Source organism: Variovorax paradoxus, from assembly GCF_029919115.1.
GTDB lineage: Bacteria > Pseudomonadota > Gammaproteobacteria > Burkholderiales > Burkholderiaceae_C > Variovorax > Variovorax paradoxus_O.
Genome location: NZ_CP123990.1, coordinates 5,465,522 through 5,490,463 on the forward strand (window position 1 = coordinate 5,465,522; position 24,942 = coordinate 5,490,463).

At 66.9% G+C, this 24,942-nt stretch carries 21 protein-coding genes and 1 pseudogene; 7 read left to right on the plus strand and 15 right to left on the minus strand.

What is annotated here, in order from left to right:
* Positions 1-49 precede the first annotated feature (49 nt).
* Positions 50-262 (plus strand): hypothetical protein, encoded by a 213-nt coding sequence (locus QHG62_RS26095; RefSeq protein WP_281148487.1) that lies wholly within the window; start codon positions 50-52, stop codon positions 260-262.
* 34 nt (positions 263-296) lie between these two features.
* On the opposite strand, the gene QHG62_RS26100 is transcribed toward QHG62_RS26095, so the two are convergent.
* The 4 genes from QHG62_RS26100 to imuA all read right to left on the minus strand — a co-directional run bounded on the left by QHG62_RS26100 (position 297) and on the right by imuA (position 6,795).
* Entirely contained in the window at positions 297-1,229 is a 933-nt protein-coding gene (locus tag QHG62_RS26100) for a hypothetical protein (RefSeq protein WP_281148488.1), read from the minus strand.
* A gap of 68 nt (positions 1,230-1,297) precedes the next feature.
* Positions 1,298-4,654, minus strand: coding sequence for an error-prone DNA polymerase (locus QHG62_RS26105; RefSeq protein WP_281148489.1), 3,357 nt, complete (start codon positions 4,652-4,654; stop codon positions 1,298-1,300).
* Complete coding sequence (locus QHG62_RS26110; RefSeq protein ID WP_281148490.1) at positions 4,647-6,014, minus strand: Y-family DNA polymerase; 1,368 nt, start codon at positions 6,012-6,014, stop codon at positions 4,647-4,649. Before QHG62_RS26110 ends, QHG62_RS26105 begins: the two co-directional genes overlap by 8 nt.
* Positions 5,983-6,795 carry a translesion DNA synthesis-associated protein ImuA gene (imuA, locus tag QHG62_RS26115; RefSeq protein WP_281148491.1) on the minus strand — a complete coding sequence of 271 codons (813 nt, stop codon included), beginning with the start codon at positions 6,793-6,795 and terminating at the stop codon, positions 5,983-5,985. The genes QHG62_RS26110 and imuA overlap by 32 nt, the downstream gene beginning before the upstream one ends.
* Positions 6,796-6,915: 120 nt before the next feature.
* On the opposite strand from imuA, the gene QHG62_RS26120 reads away from it, so the two are divergent.
* Complete coding sequence (locus QHG62_RS26120; RefSeq protein WP_281148492.1) at positions 6,916-8,043, plus strand: ABC transporter substrate-binding protein; 1,128 nt, start codon at positions 6,916-6,918, stop codon at positions 8,041-8,043.
* 207 nt (positions 8,044-8,250) lie between these two features.
* Complete coding sequence (locus tag QHG62_RS26125) at positions 8,251-9,171, plus strand: aldo/keto reductase (RefSeq protein ID WP_432445635.1); 921 nt, start codon at positions 8,251-8,253, stop codon at positions 9,169-9,171.
* A gap of 16 nt (positions 9,172-9,187) precedes the next feature.
* Here QHG62_RS26125 and QHG62_RS26130 read toward each other — a convergent pair whose 3' ends face one another.
* The 8 genes and pseudogenes from QHG62_RS26130 to QHG62_RS26165 all read right to left on the minus strand — a co-directional run bounded on the left by QHG62_RS26130 (position 9,188) and on the right by QHG62_RS26165 (position 17,511).
* Positions 9,188-9,523: a tripartite tricarboxylate transporter substrate-binding protein gene (locus tag QHG62_RS26130; RefSeq protein WP_281148494.1), complete on the minus strand. Its 336-nt coding sequence runs from the start codon at positions 9,521-9,523 to the stop codon at positions 9,188-9,190.
* Positions 9,524-9,596: 73 nt separating this feature from the next.
* Positions 9,597-10,226: pseudogene (locus QHG62_RS26135) on the minus strand (Bug family tripartite tricarboxylate transporter substrate binding protein); the annotation flags it as partial.
* 14 nt (positions 10,227-10,240) lie between these two features.
* Positions 10,241-11,368 carry a porin gene (locus QHG62_RS26140; RefSeq protein ID WP_281148495.1) on the minus strand — a complete coding sequence of 376 codons (1,128 nt, stop codon included), beginning with the start codon at positions 11,366-11,368 and terminating at the stop codon, positions 10,241-10,243.
* Between the two features lie 119 nt (positions 11,369-11,487).
* Positions 11,488-13,191 (minus strand): dihydroxy-acid dehydratase, encoded by a 1,704-nt coding sequence (locus tag QHG62_RS26145; RefSeq protein WP_281148496.1) that lies wholly within the window; start codon positions 13,189-13,191, stop codon positions 11,488-11,490.
* Positions 13,188-13,643, minus strand: a complete 456-nt coding sequence (locus tag QHG62_RS26150) for an aconitase X swivel domain-containing protein (RefSeq protein ID WP_281148497.1) — start codon at positions 13,641-13,643, stop codon at positions 13,188-13,190. The genes QHG62_RS26145 and QHG62_RS26150 overlap by 4 nt, the downstream gene beginning before the upstream one ends.
* A gap of 127 nt (positions 13,644-13,770) precedes the next feature.
* A complete protein-coding gene (locus tag QHG62_RS26155) occupies positions 13,771-15,066 on the minus strand; it encodes an aconitase X catalytic domain-containing protein (protein WP_281148498.1) in 1,296 nt (431 codons plus the stop codon).
* 56 nt (positions 15,067-15,122) lie between these two features.
* Positions 15,123-15,971 (minus strand): IclR family transcriptional regulator, encoded by an 849-nt coding sequence (locus tag QHG62_RS26160; protein ID WP_281148499.1) that lies wholly within the window; start codon positions 15,969-15,971, stop codon positions 15,123-15,125.
* Between the two features lie 79 nt (positions 15,972-16,050).
* Complete coding sequence (locus tag QHG62_RS26165; RefSeq protein WP_281148500.1) at positions 16,051-17,511, minus strand: FAD-dependent oxidoreductase; 1,461 nt, start codon at positions 17,509-17,511, stop codon at positions 16,051-16,053.
* A 167-nt stretch (positions 17,512-17,678) separates the two neighbouring features.
* On the opposite strand from QHG62_RS26165, the gene QHG62_RS26170 reads away from it, so the two are divergent.
* The gene (locus QHG62_RS26170) at positions 17,679-18,677 is read left to right on the plus strand and encodes a Bug family tripartite tricarboxylate transporter substrate binding protein (protein ID WP_281148501.1); all 999 of its coding nucleotides are present in this window, start codon (positions 17,679-17,681) and stop codon (positions 18,675-18,677) included.
* An 11-nt stretch (positions 18,678-18,688) separates the two neighbouring features.
* Positions 18,689-19,702 (plus strand): Bug family tripartite tricarboxylate transporter substrate binding protein, encoded by a 1,014-nt coding sequence (locus tag QHG62_RS26175; RefSeq protein ID WP_281148502.1) that lies wholly within the window; start codon positions 18,689-18,691, stop codon positions 19,700-19,702.
* 26 nt (positions 19,703-19,728) lie between these two features.
* Here the strand turns inward: QHG62_RS26175 and QHG62_RS26180 are convergent, their stop codons facing one another.
* Together QHG62_RS26180 and QHG62_RS26185 are read right to left on the minus strand one after the other, a co-directional pair.
* A complete protein-coding gene (locus QHG62_RS26180) occupies positions 19,729-20,619 on the minus strand; it encodes an alpha/beta fold hydrolase (protein ID WP_281148503.1) in 891 nt (296 codons plus the stop codon).
* Positions 20,620-20,647: 28 nt separating this feature from the next.
* Complete coding sequence (locus tag QHG62_RS26185) at positions 20,648-21,478, minus strand: DODA-type extradiol aromatic ring-opening family dioxygenase (RefSeq protein ID WP_281148504.1); 831 nt, start codon at positions 21,476-21,478, stop codon at positions 20,648-20,650.
* A gap of 101 nt (positions 21,479-21,579) precedes the next feature.
* Between QHG62_RS26185 and QHG62_RS26190 the strand changes: the two genes are divergently transcribed.
* Together QHG62_RS26190 and QHG62_RS26195 are read left to right on the plus strand one after the other, a co-directional pair.
* Entirely contained in the window at positions 21,580-22,524 is a 945-nt protein-coding gene (locus tag QHG62_RS26190; protein WP_281148505.1) for a LysR family transcriptional regulator, read from the plus strand.
* Between the two features lie 31 nt (positions 22,525-22,555).
* Positions 22,556-24,418 (plus strand): ABC transporter ATP-binding protein, encoded by a 1,863-nt coding sequence (locus tag QHG62_RS26195; protein ID WP_281148506.1) that lies wholly within the window; start codon positions 22,556-22,558, stop codon positions 24,416-24,418.
* A gap of 22 nt (positions 24,419-24,440) precedes the next feature.
* On the opposite strand, the gene QHG62_RS26200 is transcribed toward QHG62_RS26195, so the two are convergent.
* Positions 24,441-24,869, minus strand: coding sequence for a VOC family protein (locus QHG62_RS26200; RefSeq protein WP_281148507.1), 429 nt, complete (start codon positions 24,867-24,869; stop codon positions 24,441-24,443).
* Between the last annotated feature and the right edge of the window lie 73 nt (positions 24,870-24,942).

Here is a 24,942-nt window from a genome sequence, read left to right on the forward strand (position 1 = left end):
GTTTCCTCTAGAATTACTCGTCTCCCAGAGCAACATTCGAGGCGACACCATGACCACCGCCAGCCCGCCAGCGCCTTCTGCGCGGATCCTGTTTTTCTCGCCGCCAAGGCGCCCACTGCTTCGCCCGCATGCGGGCCGCATCTCGACCTGGCCGTTTCGCGTGGTCTCCGACAGGGAGCGCGGCGACGGCAAGGACATTCGCCTGCAAGCAGCGCGCATCATTCGCACGACGGCCGAACAGTGGTGGCCTGAGGCCGAGTGAGTTGCAACGCGGCGGCCGTGCAGGCCGCCGTCACTCAACGCGCATCGTCGCCCAGCATGTCCTGCGCATCGTCATCGAAGCCCGCAATGGGTTGCGCCTTTGCAAGCGCCAGCCACACGCCGAACGGAATGCGCTCGAACGCACGGTGCACAGCGGCGCGCGCCACCACCAGCCGTTCGCCTTCGAGCACCAGCACACCGCACTCCTGCGGAATTTCGTCGGCAGACGCAATCGGGCGGCCGCGCGCGTCGTTGCCCAGCACGTACCAGCACTCGCCACCCAAGTCGAGGTAGGCGGCACGCTTGTCGGGCTTGCGCAGGTCGCCCAGCAAGTCGGCGCGGCTCACCTTCACCTCGTGCACGATGGGGTGCGCATAGGCCTCGACGCTGGTATTGCGAATGGAAAACACATCGGGCTTTGCAATGCACCAGCGCGGCTTGCCGCCCTCTTCGAGCGGCGGCAGGCGCGCACGCAGGCCCAGGCCGCGCCAGGCGATGCGGCCGCCGCGCGTCATTTCGCGTGCCACGCGTTCGACCAATGCCTCATGCGGCGAGAGCGCCGCGCGGTTGATGGTGAGCGTGGTGGCAATGCGGGCAATGCCGGCGTCGGTGACGCGCAGGGTTTCGTGGCCGTGCGGCGTGCGAACGCGCTCGAGAAACCCGCCGGCCAGCAACTCGACCTCGATGGTGTCGCAGCAGGGCCAGCCGGCCGAACGGTAGATTTCGCGCAGCCGCCGCGCGTGCGCCTTTCCGAAAGGCACCTCGCCGGTTTTCTGCATGGGCGGCGGCGGATCGATCACCGGCGGCGGAAAGCCGGGGTCGGTGAACGGCGGCTCCACGGGCGGCGGGTCTCCTTCAGGCGGCGGACCGGGCTGCGGTGGCGGCGGCATGGGTATGGGCACATCGGGCGCAGGCGGCGGCGGACCGATCGGCAGGGCGACGACGGGATCAAGTGCAAGTGCGGACATGGAAGAAGCAGGTTAGCGAAAAGTGGCCGGTTGCGCGAGCCATGGAACGATCGGTTGCATCCGCGCCGTCAATGAAAATCGCGGCTGGTGTTGCTCTGCGCCAGCCGCCCCATCAGCGGCGTCAGGTCCTTGAAGCCGGTGGCAACCAGGTGCTGCACCTTGCCGCCGCTGTCGTCATCGCGTTGCCAGGTGCCCTGCACCGCCAGCAGGTGCGACTTGAGCAGCGGCTCGCGCCAGGCTTCGATGACATGGCTCCAGACGATGACATTGACATTGCCGGTTTCGTCCTCGAGCGTGACGAAGATGGTGCCGTTGGCCGTGCCCGGGCGCTGCCGCCCCTTGACGATGCCGCAGGCGCGCGCGGTCTGGCCGCTGGGCAGGCCACGCAGTTCTTCGGCGCTCATGAGCTTCATGCGCGCCAAGCGCGGGCGCAGCAGCGCGAGCGGATGGCGCCGCAGCGTGAGGCCGAGCGCGGCATAGTCGCCGACGATTTCCTCGCCCTCGGGTGCCGCGGGCAGCTGCAGGACCTGTTCATTGATCGGCACGCCCTTGAGCAAGGCCGGCGAGCGCCGCTGAGCGGTGGCGTCCCACACCTGCTGGCGCCGATGGCCCGAAAGCGACATCAGCGCATCGGCGGCGGCCAGCGCAGCCATGTCCTTGCCGTCGAGCTCGGCGCGCAGGGCGAGGTCTTCGGTACTGGTGAAGGGCGCTTGCGCGCGCGCTGCGAGCAGGCGCTTGGCGCCCTCCTTGCTGAGGCTCGACACCCGGTTCAGGCCGAGCCGCACGGCGGGCTGGTTCTCGTTGCCGAGGCGATCGGCATAGCGCGTATCGGTGCCCGGCGGCATGCGCGGTGCATCGGGGCTGCGGGCTTCGAGCGTGGTGTCGATGTCGCTGCACGCGACATCGACCGGCCGCACTTCCACGCCATGCCGGCGCGCGTCCTGCACGAGCTGCGAGGGGCTGTAGAAGCCCATGGGCTGCGAGTCGAGCAAGGCCGCCAGAAAGCAGGCCGGCTCGTAATTCTTGAGCCAGCTGCTCACGGTGACCAGCAGCGCAAAGCTCGCGGCATGGCTTTCGGGAAAGCCGTAGTCGCCAAACCCGAGGATCTGCTTGAAGATGGCCTCGGCGAAGGACTCTTTGTAGCCGTTGTCGACCATGCCTTTCACGAGCTTCTCGTGGAACTTTTCGAGGCCGCCCTTGCGCTTCCATGCGGCCATGGCGCGCCTCAATTGATCGGCCTCGTCGGCGGTGAACTTGGCCGCGATCATGGCGATCTGCATCACCTGCTCCTGGAAGATCGGCACGCCCAGCGTGCGCTCGAGTGCTTCTTTCAGCTCTTCCTTCTCGTAGTGGATCGCCAAGCCCTTGGCCAACCGCTCGCGCTGCTTGAGGTAGGGATGCACCATGCCGCCCTGTATGGGCCCGGGCCGCACGATGGCCACCTCGATCACCAGGTCTTCATAGCAGCGCGGCTTCAGGCGCGGCAGCATCGACATTTGCGCGCGGCTTTCGATCTGGAACACGCCGACGGTGTCGGCGTCGCAGATCATGTCGAACACCTTTGCGTCGTTGTTCGGAACGTGGTGCATCTCCACCATCGAGCCGCGCCAGCGGTTCATGTGGTCGAGCCCGCGGCGTATGGCGCTGAGCATGCCCAGCGCGAGCACGTCGACCTTGAGCATGCCCATGGCTTCGAGGTCGTCCTTCTCCCACTGGATGACGGAGCGGTCTTTCATCGATGCCTTTTCGACCGGCACCAGCCGCGTGAGCTTGGTGTGCGTGAGCACAAAGCCGCCCACGTGCTGGCTCAGGTGGCGCGGAAAGCCCTTGAGGCGCTGCGTCATCTCGATCCATTGCACCAGCTTGAGTTCGTCTTCTTCCACGCCCACGCGCGCAGCCGCCTTGAACAATTGCTCGCCCAGCACGGTGTCGTCGAACCAGTAGTGGTCTTTTGCGAATTCGTCGATCAGGCGCTCGTCGATGCCGATGGCCTTGCCCACATCGCGCAAGGCGCTGCGAGAGCGGTAGCAGATGACGACAGCGGCAATGGCTGCGCGCTCGCGGCCGTATTTTTCGTAGATGTACTGGATGACCTCTTCACGCCGCTGGTGCTCGAAGTCGACGTCGATGTCGGGCGGCTCGTTGCGATGCCGGCTCAGGAAGCGCTCGAACAGCAGGTGGCCTTTTTCAGGGTTGACCGCGGTAATGCCGAGGCAATAGCAGACGACCGAGTTGGCCGAGGAACCACGCCCCTGGCAAAGGATGTGCTTCGAGCGCGCAAAGCGCACGATGTCTTCCACCGTCAGAAAGAACATCTCGTACTTCAGCTCGACGATGAGCGCGAGTTCCTTTTCGACCTGCTCGCGCACCTTGCTCGGAATGCCCCCCGGAAAGCGGTCCGCCGCGCCTTCCCAGGTCTTGCGCACCAGCGTCTGCACGGGCGTCTCGTGGTTGCCCACGGTTTCGAGCGGGTACTTGTAGGTCTCGCGGATCACATTGGGATTGAACCGGCATCGCTCGGCCACCACCAGCGTGTTCGACAGCATTTCGGGCAGGTACAGCTCGGCCAGCCGCACCCGCTGCCGCAGATGCCGCTCGGCATTCGACTGCAGCGCAAAGCCGCATTCGGCCACGGTCTTGCCTTCGCGCACGGCGGTGAGCACGTCGTGCAGCGGCTTGGCCGAGCGCGCATGCATGTGCACGTCGCCGGCCGCCACGAGCGGAACGCCCACGTGCTCGCCCGCCTGCATCAGCGTGACAAACCACAGGTCGTCGTCGAGCTCGTTGAGCATTTCCAGCGCCAGCCACAGGTTTTCTCCATAGAGCGCCTTGGCGGCCAGCAGGTCTTCATGCAGCGAGGCGACGTCCATGGCACCGCCCGGCGCCCTGTGCGGCACAAAAAGAACCTGGCAGTGCTGCAGCGAAGCCACATCGCTCTCGTCCCAGCTCACGCGGTATTCGCCCTTGGGCAGCTCGGTGTTGCGCGCGGCGGTGATGAACTCGCACAGGTTGCCCCAGCCCTCGGTGTCGTTGGCGATGACCACGAGCCTGAAGCGCTCGAAGCGGAACTCGCTGCCGAACAGCAGCCGGAAATCGGGGTTGCGCGGAAGCGGCGGCTCGTCAGGATGGTCGCGCTCGTGTTCTTCCAATTTGGCCGGCAGATCGCGCAAGCAGACGTGCGCGCGCACGATGCCGGCCACCGAGCACTCGTCGGTAATGGCCAGCGCCGTGTAGCCGAGCTGGTAGGCGCGCTCGACCATCTCCTCGGGCGTCGAGGCGCCGCGCTGGAAGCTGAAGTTGGTCAGGCAGTGCAGCTCGGCATAGTCGGGCAGCGTGGGCGGCGGCTTCTTGCGCAAGGGCAACGGCAGCGCATGCACCTTGGCGGAGTTGCGTCCGCGCAGCTGCTTTTCGCTCAGGTCAGGCATAGAACCCCTGCAGGTACCACCGCACTTCGCCCTGGGAAAAGCGTGCGGAGAGCCGCTCGCGAAAGATCCACACCAGCCCGGCTTCGGGGCTTTCCGCCACGTAGTAGTCGCGCATGGCGGGCTGCCCGCCGTCTTCCTTGCCGCCCCACCAGCCGGCCTCGACGCGCTGCGGCCCGATCAGCTTGCTGAGGGGGCCGCGGTAGCACGGGCGCTCGCCGTCCATCTCGAGCAGCAACGGCTCGGGCAAGAGCCACGGGGGGTAGAGCGCATCGGGCTGCGAAGCCGCGGCCTTCGCCTTTGCTGTTTCCTTGGCTTCCTTGCGGGTGCCCGGCAGCGCATTGTCTTTCTGCAGCGCGGGCCGCCACGCCTGCTTGCGCTCGGGCCGGTGGTCGGCCTGGGCCACGGGCACCACCACTTGCTGAGGACCCAACCGCACGCTGAGCCGCTCGACCATTTCGTGCAGCTTGTCGCCCTTGCGGTTGTCTTCGGGCAGAAAGCTGGTGCTGGCACCGGCCCAGGGATCGGTTTCGAGCGTGCGGAGGCGCAGCCAGCTTGCGGGCGCCGCAAGCGTGGTGAGGGCAAGCTTTTCGGAGAGCAGGCGGCGCAGATGTGCCATGTCCTGCGTGGGCTCGGCCGTGCGCACGGTGACCTGCTGGTGCGGCGGCAGGTTCACGCCGTTGAAGCGCTTGAGGTCGAGCGTCCATTGCAGCTCGAGCGCGCGCGCACCGCGCTGGCGGGCGCGCAGCCAGAACTGCAGCGCCGTGAGCAGGCGGTTGGCCGACCACATCAGCTCGGGCGCGGTTTCGGCCAGTGCGGGCAGCTCCAGCTTCTGTTCGAACACGTCGGGCAGCGTAAGCCAGCTGTGGCTTTCGGGGCGCAGGCCCCATGCCACGTCGAGCGCCTCGCGCAACGCCGCGCCAAAGCGCCGCGTCAAGCCCCCGCGCGGCAAGGCTGCCACGTCGCCCCAGGTGCGGCAGCCCAGGCGTTCGAGCAGGTCGAGGTGCTCGCGCGCGGCGCTCAGCGTGTACAGCGGCAAGCCGGCAGGAATATCCTTGGGCCGGCTTTCGCCGCGTTCGAACATGCGCAGCCGGGCCAGTGCGATGAGGCTGGTCGCGCCCTGCGCGCCGCGCATCACGGCATCGGGCGCGGGATTCTCGTGGGCCAGCTGGCGCATCAGCGAAGAGCGCCCACCCCACAGGCGCTCGCAGGCCGAAACCTCGAGCATCAGCGCCTCGTCTTGCCAGGCGACGTGCGGCGTGTATTGCAGCGCCCACCATCCCAGCGCCTCGGGCGTGGGCAGGGGCTGCGCTTCGTCAGGCGAATCGGATTCAAGCGACCACCGCAATGCGATCCAGTGCACTGGGGCCTCCCTTCCATGCGTCGATGCGCACCACCGTCGCCGTGGCGGACGTTGCCGCTTCGCCGGCCGGCGCCGTGCCCTGCTGCTGCAGCCGCAGCTTGCGGCGCACCCGGGCAGCCGCCAGCAATGCGGCCATGCGCTCGTTGCGCGCGGGCAGCATCACCGGCGCGGCCAAGGGCGGCCCGCGGCGCTTGAGAATGCGCAGTTCGATCTGCGAGCTGTCGGCCTCGCAGCTTTCCACCTGAATCCGAAGCCGCGCCGGCGAAGCACCCTGCGCGGCCGATTCGGGCCGGCACACGAAGAGCAGCACGTCATGCTGGGCTGCAGCCAGTTGCAGCCGGCGCAACTCGCCCACCCGGGCCTGCGGCAGCCATGCGAGCACCGCGGACACATCCGCACAGCGCAGCGCCTGCTCGCAGGCCCACAGCCGCGAAGCCGGCGCGTCGCTCCGGACCCACATCAGCGCTTCCACCGGCAGACCCTGCGCCGCGAGCGACGGCCCGCAGGGTTCATAGGGCGCGCCGATCAGCACCACCGGCCCGCCACGCGCCTGGACTGCCTGAGCCAAGGCAGGCAGCAGCAGCCGCCAGACATGGGCTTCTGGCGCGGTTTGCAGCAACTCCGTCATCGCGCCCACCGGCCAGCCGCCACCCGGCAGCTCGGCGTCGAGCGCGGCGTGGCCGGTGGCAACGACCTGCGCGTCGGCCAGGCCAAGCTCGTCGGCATGCCAGACGCCACGGCCTGCGGCGGCGGAAAAGGAGTTGAGGAAAGGGAGGCCCATGATGCAATCGTTAACTGTATTTTTATACAGTATTCCATGGGCTGCAACCGGGAAGTGGCAAATAGCGATTTACCCAAAGCGCCTTGCCTCTTAAGATGGTCGAACAAACAATTTGTGACCATGCAATACAAAAAGATTCATTTGCTGGCTTCGGCCTTTGCTGCCCTCCTCCTTGCGGTACAGCCTGCTGCGCAGGCGCAAACCAAGCCGCTCCTGGTTGGCCAGACTTATGTGCAGACCGGCCCGCTGGCCACGTTGTCGACCGAGCCGCTGGTCGGCATCCGCGCGCTGTTCACCGCGGTGAATGCAGCAGGCGGCGTGAATGGCCGCCCCATTGAACTGCGCCAACTCGACGATGCGTACGACCCCGCCAAGGGCGCCGAGAACGTCAAGACTTTCGTGAAGGACGGCGCCGTGGGCATCCTGATGCCCATCGGCACCTCGTCGGCGGTCGGCGCACTGAAGGCTGCCAACGAGCTCAAGATTCCGGTCGTGGGCTCTTACACGGGCGCTGCGCCGGTGGTCAAACCGTCCGAATACGGTTTTCCGGTGCGCATCAGCTTCGACGAGGAATACAGCCGCATCGTGAACCACCTGTTCACCATCGGCCTGTCGCGCATCGCCTTTGCGCACAACGACAACCCGGGCGCGCGCTCGGCGATGGAGAGCACGCAAAAGTTCATTGCCGAACGCGGCGAAAAAATGGTCGGCAGCGTGGCCATCAAGAACGACGGCTCCGACGCCGCCGATCGCGCGGCGGAACTGGCCAAGCTCAAGCCCAAGGCCGTGGTGCTGTCGGCCACGAACGACGTGGCGGCCAAGTTCATCACCGCCTACCGCGCGGCGGGCGGCGAAACGGCTTTCTATTCGTTCTCTTTCCTGAACGGCCAGAAGCTGTTCCAGGACATCAAGAAGGACGCAGCTGGCGTGGTCATTTCGCAGGTCGTGCCCTACCCATGGAACAGCGCCATGCCGGTGATTGCCGAGTACCAGGCGGCCATGAAGAAGATCGGCGCGACGGAGTTCAGCTACGCGAGCCTCGAAGGCTATGTGGCGGCCAAGGTGATGGTCGAAGGCCTGAAGCGGGCGGGCACCAGCCCTACGCCCGATTCGCTGCAGAAGGGGCTCGAGTCGTTCAAGGCGCTGGACATCGGCGGAATTGCTGTGTCTTACCGACCGGGCGAGCACCGGGGGCTGACCTTTTCTGAGCTTTCGATGCTCAAGGCTGACGGGCGCTATTTGCGTTGAGTGCTTTCTGCGGGGCGGGGTAAGTTCTTTTTCAGGCGTGTGCACAGGCCACCGGGTACTCCCCTCCGCGAATGTCCCCCGTCGGCGGGTGCGCCGCCCTGAAGCAGCGTAACAACACCCCCAAGATAGCCCCAGCAAGCGCCGAGTAAAAAGCCCAGGCGCAAAATTTGATTCGTGACGCCACTCACGAACGCCCCACGCCTCCCCATCACGCGCGCCCAACTGCTCAGGCTAGGCGCCGCACTCTGCGCCGGTGCCGCGCTCCCCTCCTTTGCACAGCAACAAGGCAGGCCTGCGATGACCATGAACACCCGCCCCATTCCTTCCACCCAGGAAGCCCTGCCGGTTGTCGGCTGCGGCACTTGGATCGGCTTCGACCAGCGCCCGGGCACCGACGAATACAAGCGCCTGCCCGGCGTGCTCGACGCCCTCTTCGCAGCCGGCGGCAAGCTGATCGACAGTTCGCCGATGTACGGCCGCTCCGAGGAAACCACCGGCGACTTGCTGGCTGCATCGAAGCAGCGCGAGAACAAGGCTTTTCTTGCGACGAAGGTCTGGACATCGGGCCGCGAGGCCGGCATTGCGCAAATGGAGCAGTCATTCGCCCGGCTGCGCACCCAACGCATCGACCTGATGCAGGTGCACAACCTGGTCGACTGGAAAACCCATCTTTCCACGCTGCGCGGCTGGAAGGACAAAGGCCGCGTGCGCTACATCGGCATCACGCACTACACCGCCTCTGCCTACGACGAGGTCGAGGCCGTGCTGCGCGCCGAGAAGCTCGACTTTTTGCAGATCAACTATTCGATCGACGCGCGCGAAGCCGAACAGCGACTGCTGCCGCTCGCGGCCGAGCGGGGTGTGGCGGTCATCGTCAACATGCCATTTGGCGGCGGCGGCCTCCTGCGCCGGCTGCGGGACAAGCCGCTACCTGCGTGGGGCGGCGAAATCGGCTGCACAAGCTGGGCGCAGGTGCTGCTCAAGTTTGTGCTGAGCCACCCCGCCGTGACCTGCACCATTCCCGGCACCAGCCGCGCCGAGCACATGGCCGACAACGCCGCGGCCGGCGCGGGCTCGTTTCCGGATGCGGCGTTCTGGCGCAGCAACGCGCGCTCGATGGGGCTCTGAGCCGCAACTGCGGCGGCTATTCGAACTTGACGTTGTGCTGCCTCACCGTGGCGCCGAAGGCGTCGTATTGCGCGCGGAAGAACTCGGTGAACTTTGCGGGGCTCATGCCGTAGCCCTCGAAGCCCTGCTGCACCAGTTGTGCATGCACCTCCGGCCGCTTCAGCGTGTTCTGCAGCTCCTGCGACAGCTTGGCGGTAATGGCCTGCGGCAGCCCCGGCGGTCCGAAGAAACCGGCCCAGGGCGTGATGGTGAGCTTGCCCAGCCCCAATTCGCCGCCCGTGGGCACATCGGGCAGCAAGGCGCTGCGCTGCGGCAGCAGCGTGACCAGCGCGCGAATGCGCCCCTCTTTCACGAAGCCCGGGGCCAGCGTACCGGTGGTGAACCAGCGTGACCAGCGCGCGAATGCGCCCCTCTTTCACGAAGCCCGGGGCCAGCGTACCGGTGGTGAACATCATGTGGATCTGGCCGCCGAGCAGGTCGGTCATGGCCTGCATGTCGCCCTTGTAGCGCGCGTTCACCACCTTGCGTTCGCCCAGCAGTTGCAGCATGGCCAGTTCCGAAGCGCTGTTGCTCGATGCCGAGTTGTAGGCGCCAGGCTTGGCAGCGACCAGGGCCAGCAGTTCGGTCACGCTCTTTGCCGGCAGGCTCGAAGGCACCACCAGGAACATCGAGAACTGGCCGGCCGAGCTGATCGGCGTGAAGGCCTTGAACGGATCGTAGGGCGGCGTTGGCCGCAGCGTGGGCGCCGCAACCATCGCGGTGTTGGTGCCCATCAACAGCGTGTAGCCGTCGGGCTTGGCCGATGACGTGGCCTGCGCCGCGAGCACGCCGTCGGCACCGGGCCGGTTCTCCACGATCACTTGCTGGCCGAGCTGCTTCGACAGCCCCTCCGCGATGATGCGCGTGAGCGCGTCGGCGCCGCCGCCGGGTGCAAAGCCCACGATCAGGCGCACCGGCTTGTCCGGATAGGTCTCGGCGCTCCACGCTGCCGCACCGGGCAGCATTGCCAGCGTGCTCCCCGTGAGGGCCGCCAGCGTCAGGTTTCTGCGTCGCATTTCTTGCTCCTTGTTCAGAAGAGATGCCGCACGCCAAGCTCCCAGCCCGACGAGCGGCGGCCACCGGCCGGTGCCACGCCGCCGCTGACGAGATAGCGGGCCTGGCCGCTGTTCATGAGCCGCGCATAGGTGCCGTAGAGCGCGGTGCGTTTGGAGAGGTTGTGCACATAGCCGATGCCGAACTGGCGCGCGTCGTCGCGGTTGCGCGGCATGCCGTTGGCGTTGCGCAGGCTCTCGTCGCTGCGATCGTCCAGGTAGGCGTAGCTCACGCGGATGCGGCCCACTTCGAAGGCCGGAATGTGCGCGCCGATCTCGGTGGTGTTCTTGCGCACCGTGCCGGCAGCAAGCTTCACCGTGACCTTGTTGTAGAGCGCGAAGAACTTCGCAAACCCCGCATCCCACGTGCCGCCGATGTTGGCGTGCGTGTAGTTGCCGATGGTGGCGGTCGCGTCGTAGTGGGTGCGCGTCACGGCGGCGGCAATGTCGAATGCGCCCGAGGCGAATCCGAAGCGCGCACCGGCAAAGTTGCCGTCGTCGCGGTTGGGCGCGGTGGAATCGTTCTCGCCCGTGCCGATCATCGCCATGCCGTAGAACCCGCCGAGCCCCGCCGGCAGCCAATAGCTCACCGTGTTGCTGCCCGTGATGGCCGATGGGAGCGGCCCGGTGCCCGAACCCGCGAACGTGAGATTGCCCGCGCGCGCCACGCCATTGGCGTTGAAGGGATCGAAGTAGATGCTGTTGTAGTGCGTGGGAATGAAGTCGCGGCCCAGGCGCAGTTCACCCATCTTCTGGTGCGAGAGGCTCACGAAAGACATGCGGTCGAAGGTGATCGGCCCCGCCGTTCCCGCGCCGCTCGTCTGGTTGTTGCTGTTGCTCGCACGGCCGGTGCCGGTGTCCGGGTTCAGGCTACCTTCCAGCCAGAAACCCGCGCGCAGGCCACCGCCCAGGTCTTCGGTGCCGCGAAATCCGAGCCGGCTCGTTGAAAGCCCGCCGTTGGACAGCGCCTTGACCGAACCGCCGCCATCGCCGTTGGTGTACTGGACCCCAAGGTCCATCACGCCGAACACGGTCACGCTGGATTGCGCATGCGCCGCGCCGCTGGTCGCCAGCCCTAGCGCTGACCACATCAAGATCTTCTTCATGGTTTTCTTGTCTCCTGCTTCTTCTCTTGGTTGAAAAACTCGGAACGCGCGCAGGGCTGCGCCACCGGATGCGCACGGGGGTGCGCACCGGTTGGCGAAGGCCGGGTCGAAAGGTGTTGCTAGCCCGAGGGTTCGGGACGTTCGGTGCGCACGAGCACGGCGCCCTTGGACAGCGGGCTCACGTTGCGCCGGTACTGCTGCAGCCAGCCAGTGTCGAAGGCGGGCGGCGGCGCCTGCCAGTCGGCGCGGCGCGCCTGCAGCTCCGCATCGGTCAATGCAATGTCGAGGCGGCGGGCGTCCAGGTCGATGGTGATCACGTCGCCATCGCGCACCAGCCCCAGCGGGCCGCCGAGAGCGGCTTCGGGCGAGACCTCGGCCACCACGAGCCCCTTGCAGACCAGGCCCGAAAGGTGCCCGTCGGTCAGGATCGCGACCTGGTCGCCCAGGCCCGCGCCGTCGATGGCGAACACCACGCGCGAGGCGCCGCCGCCCATCGCCGGGCCACCGCAGGCACCGGCGCCGCGCATCACGACGACCTGGCCCGGCACGATCTCGCCTTTTTTCATTGCGGCAATGGCGGCGTCCGAAGTCCAGAAGCACACCGCCGGACCGGTGAAGCTGCGCACCTTTCGTTCGACGATGCCGGTCTTGATGAGGCCAGACTCGGGCGCAAGATTGCCGCGCAGCAGCACGATGGCGGGCAGCGGGGCGACCGGCCGAACGATGGGGCGAATCACCTCTGCGTCGGCAACTTCGGTACCCTGCAGGTTGTCGGCCACGGTGCCGCCCGTGACGGTGAGTGCGCTCGTGTCCAGCAACGGAGCAAGCTGCTTCATGAGCGCACGGCAACCGCCCGCCGCCTCGAAGGCTTCGATGCTGTGTTCGCCGATCGGCCGCACGCCGGCCAGCACCGGCGTCGTCGGGCCCAGGCTTTCGAAAAGTCCATACACGTCGACACCGCATTCGCCTTCGGTCGACACCGCCTGCAGGTGCTTGGCGGTATTGAGCGAGCCGCCGATGGCCAGCACCGCGCGCACCGCATTGGCAAAGGCGCCGGGCGTGAGAATGTCGCGCGGCTTCAGGTCGTCCCACACCATCTGCACGATGCGCGTGCCGGCCGCGCGCACGTCGGCCATCATCTTCGGGCTCAGCGCGGCCACGGGTGCGCTGCCCGGCAAGGCCAGGCCGAGCGCTTCGCAGACGATGTGCATCGAGTTGGCCGTGCCCAGGCCCGAGCACACACCCGGCCCGCGAATGGCCTCGCGGCTCATGCCCACGAGTTCTTCGACCGGAAGGTTGCCCGTGACCGCGTGCATCGCGCCGATGAACACTTCTTCGATGTCCATGTGCTTGCCGCGGTACTCGCCGCTGGGCTGGTAGCCGCAGGGCACGAGCAATGTGGGAATGTTGAGCCGCGCCGCCGCCATGAGCTGGCCCGGCACGGTCTTGTCGCACGAGGTGAGGCACACCATGCCGTCGAGCTGCGCGCCCTCCACGGCCACTTCGATGTCGTTGGTGACCAGGTCGCGCGCACCGAGCATGTAGGCACCGCGCGCGCCCGCGCCGGTGATGAAGTCGCTGGGCGCCGCGGTGCGGATCTCGAACGGCACGCCGCCGGCGGCGCGGATCGCGATCTTGATTTCTGCTGCCACCTTGTCGAGATGGCTGAAGCACGCGGCCAGTTCCGACGAACTGTTGACAATGGCGATCTTCGGCTTCTCGCAGTCTTCTTCCGGAATGCCGAGCGCGCGCCAGTGCGCATTGCGCACTGACCAAAGATAAGAGCCGCGCGGAAAGTTGCTGCGCAGGGGGCGGGTGGTCATGGGCGGTCTCCGGGTTTGTTCTTCTTGGTGATCTCGATCACGCCGCGGTCGGCGTCCACGCGCACCCAGTCCCCGGTCTCGATGCATTCGAGCGGGTCGCGCTCGAAGCCGGTCATCGAGGGCGAGTGCGTGACCACCGCGCCCAGCGCCATCTTGGTGGTCATCTCGTTGAACAGGAAGGCCGCGGGCGCGGAGTTCATGAGCCGCGTCATGTGGAACATGGCCGACCAGCCCGACGAGCCCTTGGCCCCCGGAAACACCAGCACCTTGCCCGCAAAGCTCTGGCCGCGCAGCTCGTGCCGCGTTTCGATGACGGTGCCGGTGCGCGGATCGATGCCGCCCCAGCCCGAGATGCGGTCGCGCGTGACGAGTGCCTCGCCTTCGGCCACGCCGCCGACCACCTTGCGGCCGCGGATGACGAGCGTGGATGTGTTGTCTGCGATCGCGCTCATGGTTTTGCTCCTTCCCCTTTCGGGGGAAGGTTGGGATGGGGGCAGCCAGAGCGCTCGATGGATGCGCCGCATGCCCCCACCCCTGCCCTCCCCCGGAGGGGGAGGGAGAAAGTCCGGAGAGCGAGCTTCATTGCATGCCTCCATTCCACCGCCCGGTGCACGCCGCATCGATGCATTCCGCCGTGCTGCCGAACCACGCCTGCACGCCAAGAATGGCGGGCAGGTAGTGCGCCTGCTTGGCCGAGTCGAGCGCCACGGTCTTCGTGCCCTTGGGCACGGCGCGGCTCATGGCGGAGCAGCTGTCGGACATGATGATGCCGCCCGCGTCCTCGATGATCTTGGTGTAGCCGTTGCGGTCGGCCAGCGACTTGATGGCGCGCGGGGTGAATATCCACAGCTCGCAATCCGGATGCACCTTGCGCCCTTCGATGAGCTGCGCGGCCTCCCAGATCTGCTCGATGGTGTAGTGTGGACAGCCGAGCATCACGTACTGCACCTCGGCTTCCTTGCCCGTCGCGTTGATCTTCTCGTAGGTCGCGCGGCGCTCGGCCTCGCCGTAGCGCAGCACCTCCACCGGCGCTCTTCCTGCGAGCGCCTGCTCCAGCGTGAGCGCCTCGGGCGTGACGCCCGCAATGTGGTACATCTCCACGCCGCCTGAAGACGATGCCGCCGCGCCGAAGTGCTTGAGCCGCGGCAGGTTGGGTACGCGGGCAATGCCGCGCCGGCTGTGCACCACCGGCACGCGCTCCTGCACGTGCTCGCCGATGTAGTAGCCGAGCAAGCCCCAGTCCTGCACCGACTCGACTTCGACATCGAGCTCGACCACATGCGTGGCGCGGCGGTTCTCATCGAGGTGATAGCCCCAGTAGGGAATGCGGCCGGTGAGCATGGCCGCGCCGGTGCTTTCGCGCCCTTCGGTATTGGTGCGCGCGCCGAGCACCGAGTTGCAATACACCACGGCCGACGATTCCATCCACGCGCAGTGTTCGCCGCGCGTGGGGATGTTGCCCACTTGGTAGGGCGTGCAGGTGTTCATGATCTGCGCGCCGAGGCCCGCCGCATGGCGCTCGCTCTTGTTGTAGAACTGAACGATCTCCTCGCTCACGCCCATGCGCTCGGGCTGGCCGGGATCGAAGCCCAGTTGCAGGTGGCTGGTGAACACCTTGAACTTCGGAATCTCGACGGTCTCCTGGCTGTCGAGGCTGAACTCGGAGAACACCGCATCCATGCCGCCGCCCTTGGCCAGCGCAAAGTCGCGCTGGAACGGCGTGGTCGAGGTGATGGTGGCGCAGACGTTGCGCGTCTCGACCAGCCGCTCGGCGCCCAGCGCCTCGCCGTAGCGCATCAAGAGGTCCATCGCCTTCTGCACGGCCGGTCCGTCCCGGCCGTCCATCATGGCTTTTTCTTCATCGCTCAGGTGCATGACCTGTGTCTCCGTTCTTGTGTTTGCAGTCGTGGGGTCGGCCCGCGCCGGGCCTGCTAACCCGGTGAAGGCGTGGGCGTGGGCACATGCCCGCCGATGTCGCGTGCAATGGTCAGCGCGATGTCATGCAGGCGCGGTGCCAGTTCGTTGCGCAGGCGCTCTTCGGTGAACACGAAGGCCGCGCCGCCGCCGTTGAGCGACATCACTTCACCGTCGGGCCCGATGAGGGGTACCGACACCGAATTGATCTCGCGGTGAAACTCGCCGAGCGAGAGGCAGTAACCCAGCCGACGCGCTTCGCCGATGGCGCGGGTCATGCCGGGTGCAATGCTGTCCCACTCTGGGCCGCGCAAGAGGCGCATCGAATCGATCAGCTGGTTGCGCTGCGCCTCCGGCAGCGCCGAGAGGTACGCCCGGCCCAGGGCCGAATTGGCCAGCGGCGCACGCGAGCCCACATCGAGCCTGGCCGAAAGCATCGACGAGCGCGGCCGGCAGGCCTCGATCAGCACCATCTCCATGCCGTCGCGTATGGCCAGGTAGACCGAGGCGCCCACCTCCTCTGCCATGGCCTGCATGCTGGGCCGCGCGGCGGCGCGCACGTCGAGGCTGCCCAGGAACACGCGCGACAGCGACACCACCCCGGGCCCAAGCATGAAGCGGTCGGCCACCTGCGCGGCCTTGAGCATGCCCATGGAGAGCAGCGTGGCGACGAGCCGATTGACGGTCGGCCGCGGAATGCCCGTCATGCGCGCGATGTCGGCATGGCCCAGCACGGGCCTGTCTTCGCTGAAGCAGCGCAGCACCGAGATGCCGCGCTCCAGCGCGCTCACGGTGTCGGAGCGGTCGCCGCGCGCATCGGCGGCTTCCGATGCGGAAAAAGAGGTGTCGTTTTTTTCAGTGGACATGGAAGAACCCGTTGCAAGACTCAAGACTCTGCAATGTAGAGGCTCGCGAGAGAAGTCGGTCGGGCTCATGGCAAGTCATTCAGACGCCGGCTTCGGCCGCAGCCGCTGCCGCCGGCGCATGCGCGCCCTGCCCGGCACCGGCGCGCAGGTACACGCCCTGCGCGAGCAGCGCCGACTGCAGCGCGCCCACATCGACAAGGCGCGGCTCGATGCCGCCCTGCGAGGCCAGCGCCGCCGCCACGCCGGCCGCCTGCCCGGTGATCCAGCACTGCGGAATCTCGCGCATGAAGCCGTGCGAGTTGCGGTCGCAGGAGATGTGGCGCCCGCAGGCCAGCAGTCCGTCGAGCTGCTGCGGCACCAGCGCGCCGTAGGGAATGGAGATGTTCGGAAACTTGGGCGACACCGCGGGCGTCACGCCCACTTCGTCGGCCAGCGCCACGCCGTCGGGCCACTGGCTGCGCAGCACGGCGCCCACACCGGTGAGGCGCCGCGCATGGCGCACGCCGATCTGCGGCGCGCTGAGCATCAGGTAGGCATCCTCGAAGCCCGGTGCATGCGCCTTGAAGTAGTCCAGGTGCGCGGCCATGGCGCGGTGCGAGCGCACCTCCACGGCCGTGAGGTCGTCCACATCCAGCGCCGAGTAGCCCGACTGGCGCGGCCCCATGAACAGCGCCACGTCGTTGCGCCACGAGACAAACGGCCGCTCGAACAGGCCGCACACTTCGCGCCCGCGTGCCATGAAGGCGGTGAACGCCTCGGGCTGGCCGGCCTTGAATTCGATCCAGCGGTTCATGTCCACGCCGCCGAAGAGCCACGAGGTGTTCATGCAGTGGTGCACGTCGGCTTCCTCGATGTCGTTCACGTAGGCGGCACCGGCACGCGCGAACAGGTCACCGTCGCCGGTGGCGTCGACCACCACGTCGGCCATGATGGCCATGCGGCCTTCCTTGCTCTCGAAGACCACGCCCTTCACGGCGCCGTCCTGCACGATGGGAATGGCGGCCCAGGAGTGGTAGATGAGCTTGACCTTGCGTTCCAGCACGATCTCTTGCGAGAGCAGCTTGAGCCGCTCGGGGTCGATGGTGGGCGACCACGTGACCACGCCGTGATAGGCGGCCGTGCGCTGCGACCAGTGCGCGGCCTTGGCCGCGTCCTGCGAGCCCCAGTCTTCGCGCGCGGGGCCGGCAATGGCGTCGGCCGGCAGGCGATCGAACAGTTCCTCGGCAAAGCCGCGGATCACCAGCTTGCCCTCCCAGTCGGTCATGCGGTCGATCCAGATCACGAGGCCGCCGGTGGAAAGGCCGCCCAGATGGTTGTAGCGCTCGAGCAGCGCCACGTCGGCGCCGGCACGCGCGGCAGCCGCGGCGGCCGCAGTGCCCGAAGGCCCGCCGCCCACCACCAGCACGCCGCAGCGGTGATAGACCGGAATGTTCTTGCCGGGCTCTGCCCAGGTGCCGTGGTCAGGACGCTTGACGCGGCTGTCGCGGTCGAAGATGTCGGAGCTGAGGATGCGCTCGTCGGTGCGGACGACAGTTTTCATGGATGATTGGCTTGGATGGGCTGTTTCGTCGTATTTTGATTTCAATGTTCATTTTGTCAAATACAAAAGCTCTGAAAATGCTCTACTTCGGGGTTTTCCCTAGATTGTGTGGATTTTTATGGATTTCTAAATCAATATAAGAAGAACATTCATAAACGGAGACATCGATGAAAGAACCTCGCGGCACTCGCCGTGCGTTCGGCGCAGCGCTCGGCGCTGCGGCCCTCCTGGGCTTGGCGCCCATGGCATTCGCGCAAGACTTTCCGGTGCGCGGCGGCAAGCCGATACGCATCGTGGTGGGCTTTACCGCCGGCGGCGGCACCGACGCGCAGGCGCGCATCGTGGCGCAGAAGCTCGGCGAGGTGCTGGGCACCGGCGTGATCGTCGACAACAAGCCCGGCGCCAGCACCATGCTCGCCGCAAGCGAAGTGGCGCGCGCGCTGCCCGACGGCTACACGCTCCTCTACGCGCCCTCTTCGACCATGGCGCAGAACCCGCACACCTTCTCGCAGGTGCCCTACGACCCGTTCAAGGACTTCACCGCCGTTTCGATGGGCGGCCGCGGCCCGCTGGTGCTCTCGGTGAGCACCACCGTGCCGGCCGCCAACGTGAAGGAGCTCATCGCCTACGTGAAGGCCAACCCGGGCAAGGTGAGCTACGCCTCCTTTGGCGCGGGCACTTCGTCGCACATCTACGGCGAGGCCTTCGTGAAGAAGGCCGGCATCGATGCGGTGCACATCCCCTACAAGGGCGGCTCGGACGCGGCCAAGGACCTGATCGGCGGCCGCGTCCAGTACATGTTCGATTCGGCCTCCTCGGCACTCATCACATCGGGCACCGGCAAGGTGAAGATCCTGGCGATTGCCGCCAACGCGCGCATTGCTGCCCTGCCCGACGTGCCCACCTTCGCCGAGCAAGGCGTGACAGGGCTCGACCTGCCGAGCTGGCTCGGCTTCTACGGCCCCGCGCACATGCCGGCGCCGGTGGTTGCCAGGCTCAATTCGGCGCTCACGCAGGTGCTGGCAATGCCGCAGGTGCGCGACTTCTACCGCTCGGGCGGCTACGAGGCGGGTGCCTCCACGCCGGAGGAATTTGCAAGCGTCACGCGCTCGAGCTACGAGCGTTGGGGCGCGATGGTGCAGCAGGTGGGGTTGGCCAGGCAATGAATCGCTTGCCCATGTTCATCCGCCTGTTCAACCGCCGCCGCATGGCCGCGTTCATCGGCGTCGGCTTCGCACTTGGCGCAATCGCAGTGCCGGCCGGCGTGCTCGCAGCCGAGCCCGCCGCCTTCCCTGAGAAGGGCCGCAGCATCCGCATCGTGCTCGGCTTGGCGGCGGGTGGCGCCTCCGACGCGCAAGCGCGCTTTGTCGCCAACAAGCTCGGCGAGGTGCTGCAGACGCCGGTCATCGTCGAGAACCGGCCGGGCGCGAGCTTCATCCTGGCCACCGAGGAAGTGATTCGCGCTGCGCCCGACGGCTACACGATGATGTACGCGCCCTCTTCCGTGGTGGCGCAAAACCCGCAGACGCTGGCGCAGGTGCGCTACGACCCCTTCAAGGACCTGGCACCCATTTCGCTCGGCGCACGCGGGCCGCTGGTGCTGACGGTGCATGCGAGCGTGCCGGCCCGCACGGTGCAAGAGCTGGTGGCCTACATCAAGGCCAACCCCGGCAAGATGAGCTACGCCTCCTTTGGTACCGGCACCTCGTCGCACATCTACGGCGAGGCCTTTGCGCAGAAGGCGGGGCTCGACGTTGTGCACGTGCCCTACAAAGGCGGCGCCGATGCCGCGAAGGACTTTCTTGCAGGCCGCGTCCAGTACTACTTCGATGCGGCGCCCAACGCCATCCAGAACACCGCCACTGGCAAGGTCCGCATGCTGGCAGTGGCCGCGCCCAAGCGCAGCGCAATGCTGCCGGATGTACCCACCATGACGGAGCAAGGCGTTGCCGGCGTCGACATGCCGAGCTGGCTTGGCTTCTATGGGCCCGCGCGCATGCCGGCGCCGGTGGTCGCCAAGCTCAACGCCGCGCTTGCGCAGGTGCTCGCGATGCCCACCACGCGCGACTTCTTCCGCCAAGGCGCCTACGAGGCGGAGTCATCGAGCCCCGCCCAACTGGCCGAGCTCACGCGTTCAACCTACGACCAGTGGGGCGACATGATCCGCAAGCTGGGACTGGTGAAGCAATAGCAATAGCGCGGCGTCCGCTGCAGGGGTCACGCCAGAAAGCGCAGCAGCAGCCGGTTGAAATCATCGGCGCGTTCGTACTGCGCCCAGTGCCCTGCCCCTTCGATCACCACGCCTTCGCGCTGCGGTTGCCCGGCCGTGAGTTGCGCCACCAGCGGACGCGGATCGGCGGTCACGTCGTACTCGCCCCACAGCAGCAGTTGCGGCCCGCCGATGGTGTCGAGCGCAGCTTGCAGCCCGCCCGCCTGCGACACCTCCTTGCTGCGAAAGCGCGTGCCGTGGCAAGAGATATCGTGAATCTCGAAGGCCAGCGCGTCGATGGCGGCCTTGTCGTGCAGCATGAGCGCGCCCAGGTTGTGCAGCAGCGCGGCACGTTCTTCCTCGCGATCGGGTGCGGCGCGCCAGTTGATCATTTGCACTGCCATGCGCCGCATGGTGCCGTGGCCACCGCTGCCCACCAGCGCCAGGCGCCGGATGTTGCCGCGCCGCACGGCAAAGCGCGCCGCGGTGAGCCCGCCAAAAGAAAAGCCGCCCAGGTCGATGGGTGTGCCGGCGCCAATCAGTTGGTCGAGCGATCCGCCCAGCGCATCGAGCAATGGGCCGAGCGGCTCTTCGCCGAGCGCTGCGCGAGGCGGCGCATCGGAATCGTTGAAGCCGGGCATGTCGGGCAGCCACAGCGTGCGGCCCGCCGAAAGCGCATCGACATTGCGCAGCCAATGCATCCAGCTGCCGTGGCCGCCATGCAGCAGCACCAGCGGCGGATGGGCGGTTTCTTCTTCGGCGCCGAAGCGGCGCCAGCACACGCGGACGCCGCCGTGCACCACGTCATGGCGCGTGCCGGTGGCGGCGATGCGCTCGATGAGCAGGCGGGCTTCTGCGTCTGGTTCTGGAACGGAATTTGAATCGGGGATGGAAGGCATCGCCCGATTCTGCCAACTGGCCGTTCTTCTAGCTGGCGGCCGCGCCAAAGCGGTAGCTCGAGACCACCAGCCCGCCCATGAACGCGTCTTCGTGATAGATGCGTTCGCCGGCTTCCTGCTCGGCCGCGCCAACCGCGACCATCAGCGGAATGAGGTGTTCCTCACGCGGATGCGCCATGCGCGCCGAAGGGGCCGAAGCCCAGTCTTGCAGCCGCTGCACGCGCTCTTGCGGCGATGCGTGCACGGAGGTGTCGTCGAGCCAATCGCCGAACGCCTTTGAAACGCCATGCGCCTGCGGGCCGAAGTTGCGCAGGTTGTGATAGCTCAAGCCGCTGCCGACGATGAGCACGTTCTCGCCCCGCAAAGGCGCGAGCGCGCGGCCTAGCGCCAGGTGCTCCGCCGGGTCGAGCCCGCGCTTGAGCGACAGCTGCACCACCGGCACGCTGGCGTCGGGGTACATGGCGGCCATGGGCGAGAACATGCCGTGGTCGAAGCCGCGCTCGGGGTCGATGGCCGCAGGCAGCCCGGCCGCGACCAGGAGCGACTGCACGCGCTGCGCAAGCTGGGGCGAGCCCGGCGCCTCGTAGCGCACTTCATACGTATGGGCGGGAAAGCCGCCGTAGTCGTAGATCATGGGCGGGTGCGGGTTGCCCTGCACGGTGAAGACGGGCGCCTCCCAGTGGGCCGACACCATGAGGATGGCGGCGGGCTTGCGGCCGATCTGGCGCGGCATGTCGGCCAGCGCGGCGGCCAGCTGGTCGTAAGTGGGGCCCATTTCCTTCTTCATCCAGGGCCAGGGGCCGCCCCCGTGCGAGATGAAATACGTGGGCAGGCGCGAAGTGCTGTTGTCGTGGGTCAAGCCGATGCTCCTTTGAAAGCGTTGCATCGACTTTAGACATTTCCCACCAGGAAATCGACAGGCTACGATGCATCGGTTCATTTCTTCACAGCAAACCTTGCATGGACCGCCTGACCAGCCTGCGCGTGTTTCGAGAGGTCGTCGAATCGGGCAGCTTCGTGGCCGCGGCCGAGCGGCTGTCGATGTCGCCGCCCATGGCCAGCAAGCATGTGGCCCAGCTCGAAAAATCTTTGGGTGCGCGGCTCTTGCACCGCTCCAGCCGCCACCTGAGCCTGACCGAGGCCGGCACCGCCTGGTACGAGCAGAGCGGGCGTGCGCTCGACCTGCTGGACGCCGCCGAAGCCGCCATCGGCCAGAAGAGCGAGGCGCCGCGCGGGCAGCTCAAGGTGAGCGCGCCCGTGTGGTGCGCCACGCCGCGCTTTGCACGCGTGCTGGCCGACTATCGCGAGCGCTTTCCTGAGGTGCTGGTCGACATCCACCTGGAAAACCGCAAGGTCGACCTTGCGGCCGACGGCTACGACGTTGCGTTGCGCGCCACGCAAGAGCCCTCTCCCGCGCTCATTGCGCGGCCGCTGTGCCGCGTGCCTTTCTATCTGGCGGGCACGCCTGCCTACCTGCGCCGCATGGGCGGCAACCCCACGCTGCCGGCCGAGCTGGCGCGGCTCGGCGCCATCGTGCCGAGCTACGTGAACCTCGACAACCTCTCGCTCAAGGGACCGGGCGGACGCATGTTTGCGCTGCGGCTCACGCCGGCCATGCGCTCGGACGACACCACCCTCACGCTGCATGCGGTGCGCGCGGACATGGGCATTGCCTTCTTGCCCGAATGGCTGGTCGACGACGACCTGGCAACCGGGCGCCTTGTGCAGCTGCTACCCGACCACGCGCCGCATCCGGTCACGCTTTTTGCCGTGTACACCAGCCGCAGGTACATGGCGCCCAAGCTGCGCAGCTTCATCGATTTTCTGGGCGAACGGCTGGGCGGCCAGCCACCGGCGGCGCCGGAACGCACCCTTTCGGGGCAGGGAGATGCCGCCGCGGGATAAAGTCGCAGCTTCTCCCTGGAGACTGCACGCCTTGTTCCGTTTCTTCGAAAAACTGCTCCACCCCTATCCCGCCGCCGAACCGGCGCTTCCCCCAACGGGCTTCTTCGCCTTTCTATGGGCCTGCACGCGGGGCCTGCGCCTCAAGATGGCCGTCATGGCAGCCCTTACCGCGGCCATCTCGGGATTCGAGGCGCTGCTGTTCGCCGTGCTCGGGCGCGTGGTCGACTGGCTCGGCGGGCAGGTTCCGTCGCAGTTGTGGGCAGACCGCGGCAATACGTTGATCTGGCTGGCCGCGCTGCTGGTCATCAGCATCGGCGTGGTCGCGCTGCAAACCATCGTCAAGCACCAGACGCTGGCGGTCAACCTGCCGATGCGCCTGCGCTGGAACTTTCACCGTTTGATGCTGGGCCAGAGCATGGCCTTCTACCAGGACGAATTCGCGGGCCGCATCACGGCCAAGGTGATGCAGACCGCGCTCGCGGTGCGCGACACCCTTTTTGTGCTGGCCGACGTGGTAGTGGCCATGGGCGTGTACGTGGTGACCATCATCGTGCTGGTGAGCGTGCTCGACGTGCAGCTGGTGCTGCCGTTCATCGTCTGGCTCGTGCTGTATGCGGCCTCGCTCATGTACTTTGTGCCGCGGCTCGGCAAGGTGGGCAAGGCGCAGGCCGATGCGCGCGCGCTGATGACCGGCCGCGTGACCGACGCCTACACCAACATTGCCACCGTCAAGCTGTTCTCGCACACGCAGCGCGAGGCCGGCTTTGCGCGCGAAGCCATGCGCGAGTTCATGTACACCGGCTACGGGCAGATGCGGCTGGTGAGCGCATTCGAAATCGTCAACCATGCGCTGAGCATGGGGCTGACGGCCGGCATGGCCGGCACTGCGCTGTGGCTCTGGTCGAACGGCACCGTGGGCGTGGGCGCCGTGGCCGCCGCCACTGCAATGGCACTGCGCCTGCAGGGCATGTCGCACTGGATCATGTGGGAGATGACCAGCCTGTTCGAGAACATCGGCACCGTGCAGGACGGCATGAAGACGCTGTCGCGCCCGCGCATCGTGCTGGACGCCCCTGACGCCGGCGTGCTGCAAGTGCCGCGCGGCGAGGTGCGCTTCGAGCATGCGAGCTTCCGCTATGCGGATGCGGGCCGCCGCGTCATCGACGACCTGAACCTGGTTGTGAAGCCGGGCGAAAAGATAGGGCTGGTCGGCCGCTCGGGCGCGGGCAAGTCGACGCTGGTCAACCTGCTGCTGCGCTTTCATGACCTGGAGAGCGGCCGCATCCTGATCGACGGGCAGGACATTGCCCATGTGACGCAGGATTCGCTGCGCAGCCACATCGGCATGGTCACGCAGGACACCTCGCTCATGCACCGCTCGGTGGCCGACAACATTGCCTATGGCCGGCCCGACGCGACGCAAGAGCAGATCGAGGCCGCCGCCAAGCGTGCCGAAGCGCACGACTTCATCCAGACGCTGGGCGATGCCACCGGCCGGCGCGGCTACGAGGCGCATGTGGGCGAGCGCGGCGTGAAGCTGTCGGGCGGGCAGCGCCAGCGCGTGGCCATTGCACGCGTGATGCTGAAGGACGCACCCATCCTGCTGCTCGACGAGGCCACCAGCGCGCTCGACTCCGAGGTGGAAACCGCCATCCAGCAAAGCCTCTACCGGCTGATGGAAGGCAAGACAGTGATTGCCATTGCGCACCGCCTCTCGACCATTGCAGCAATGGACCGGCTCATCGTGCTTGACGAAGGCCGCGTGGTGGAAGAAGGCGACCACCGCTCGCTCATGGCGCAAGGTGGGCTTTATGCGCGGCTTTGGGCGCACCAGAGCGGCGGCTTTCTGGGCGATTCGCTCGAGGAAGACGAAGGCGAAGCGCTGCGGGCATAGCCCTTGGCAGGCCCGGCGGACCTCAGGTTGGCAGCGCGCCGGCCTCGTACAACGCCGCGAATTCCGCGCTTGGCGCAATGGGCTTGACGATATCGATCAGCACGCCGTTCGGGTCGCTGGTGATGAAGTGGCGCTGGCCGAAGTCCTCGTCGCGCAGCGGCAGAAGAATCGGCAGGCCGGCCGCGGCGAGCCGGTCGTGAACGGCATCGGGGTCTTCCACCTCGAAGTTGAGCAGCAGGCCGCCCGCCACCTGGCCGTGCGCGGGTGCGGGAATGGTCTCGTGCCGGCCGTCGAGCACGGCAAGGTTCACCGATGGGTTCTCCGCCAGCTGCAGGTGCACGTACCACTCGCTCGTGAACAGCGGCGTGAAGCCGAAATGCGCCTGGTAGAAGCTGGCCGTTCCGGCCACGTCGTTGGTCATGATCACCGGGTAATAGCTCGTCACTTTCATGGCAATGGCCCTTTCAATTAACATGCAGTCTGCATGTAAGTTGGATATTAATTTACAAACAACCTGTATGTAA

Bases quoted from the DNA above. Each gene is read 5' to 3' on its own strand.
- QHG62_RS26095 (WP_281148487.1), top strand. From the start codon at position 50: ATGACCACCGCCAGCCCGCCAGCGCCTTCTGCGCGGATCCTGTTTTTC.
- QHG62_RS26100 (WP_281148488.1), bottom strand. From the start codon at position 1,229: ATGTCCGCACTTGCACTTGATCCCGTCGTCGCCCTGCCGATCGGTCCG.
- QHG62_RS26105 (WP_281148489.1), bottom strand. From the start codon at position 4,654: ATGCCTGACCTGAGCGAAAAGCAGCTGCGCGGACGCAACTCCGCCAAG.
- imuA (WP_281148491.1), bottom strand. From the start codon at position 6,795: ATGGGCCTCCCTTTCCTCAACTCCTTTTCCGCCGCCGCAGGCCGTGGC.
- QHG62_RS26120 (WP_281148492.1), top strand. From the start codon at position 6,916: ATGCAATACAAAAAGATTCATTTGCTGGCTTCGGCCTTTGCTGCCCTC.
- QHG62_RS26140 (WP_281148495.1), bottom strand. From the start codon at position 11,368: ATGAAGAAGATCTTGATGTGGTCAGCGCTAGGGCTGGCGACCAGCGGC.
- QHG62_RS26145 (WP_281148496.1), bottom strand. From the start codon at position 13,191: ATGACCACCCGCCCCCTGCGCAGCAACTTTCCGCGCGGCTCTTATCTT.
- QHG62_RS26150 (WP_281148497.1), bottom strand. From the start codon at position 13,643: ATGAGCGCGATCGCAGACAACACATCCACGCTCGTCATCCGCGGCCGC.
- QHG62_RS26155 (WP_281148498.1), bottom strand. From the start codon at position 15,066: ATGCACCTGAGCGATGAAGAAAAAGCCATGATGGACGGCCGGGACGGA.
- QHG62_RS26160 (WP_281148499.1), bottom strand. From the start codon at position 15,971: ATGTCCACTGAAAAAAACGACACCTCTTTTTCCGCATCGGAAGCCGCC.
- QHG62_RS26165 (WP_281148500.1), bottom strand. From the start codon at position 17,511: ATGAAAACTGTCGTCCGCACCGACGAGCGCATCCTCAGCTCCGACATC.
- QHG62_RS26170 (WP_281148501.1), top strand. From the start codon at position 17,679: ATGAAAGAACCTCGCGGCACTCGCCGTGCGTTCGGCGCAGCGCTCGGC.
- QHG62_RS26175 (WP_281148502.1), top strand. From the start codon at position 18,689: ATGTTCATCCGCCTGTTCAACCGCCGCCGCATGGCCGCGTTCATCGGC.
- QHG62_RS26180 (WP_281148503.1), bottom strand. From the start codon at position 20,619: ATGCCTTCCATCCCCGATTCAAATTCCGTTCCAGAACCAGACGCAGAA.
- QHG62_RS26190 (WP_281148505.1), top strand. From the start codon at position 21,580: ATGGACCGCCTGACCAGCCTGCGCGTGTTTCGAGAGGTCGTCGAATCG.
- QHG62_RS26200 (WP_281148507.1), bottom strand. From the start codon at position 24,869: ATGAAAGTGACGAGCTATTACCCGGTGATCATGACCAACGACGTGGCC.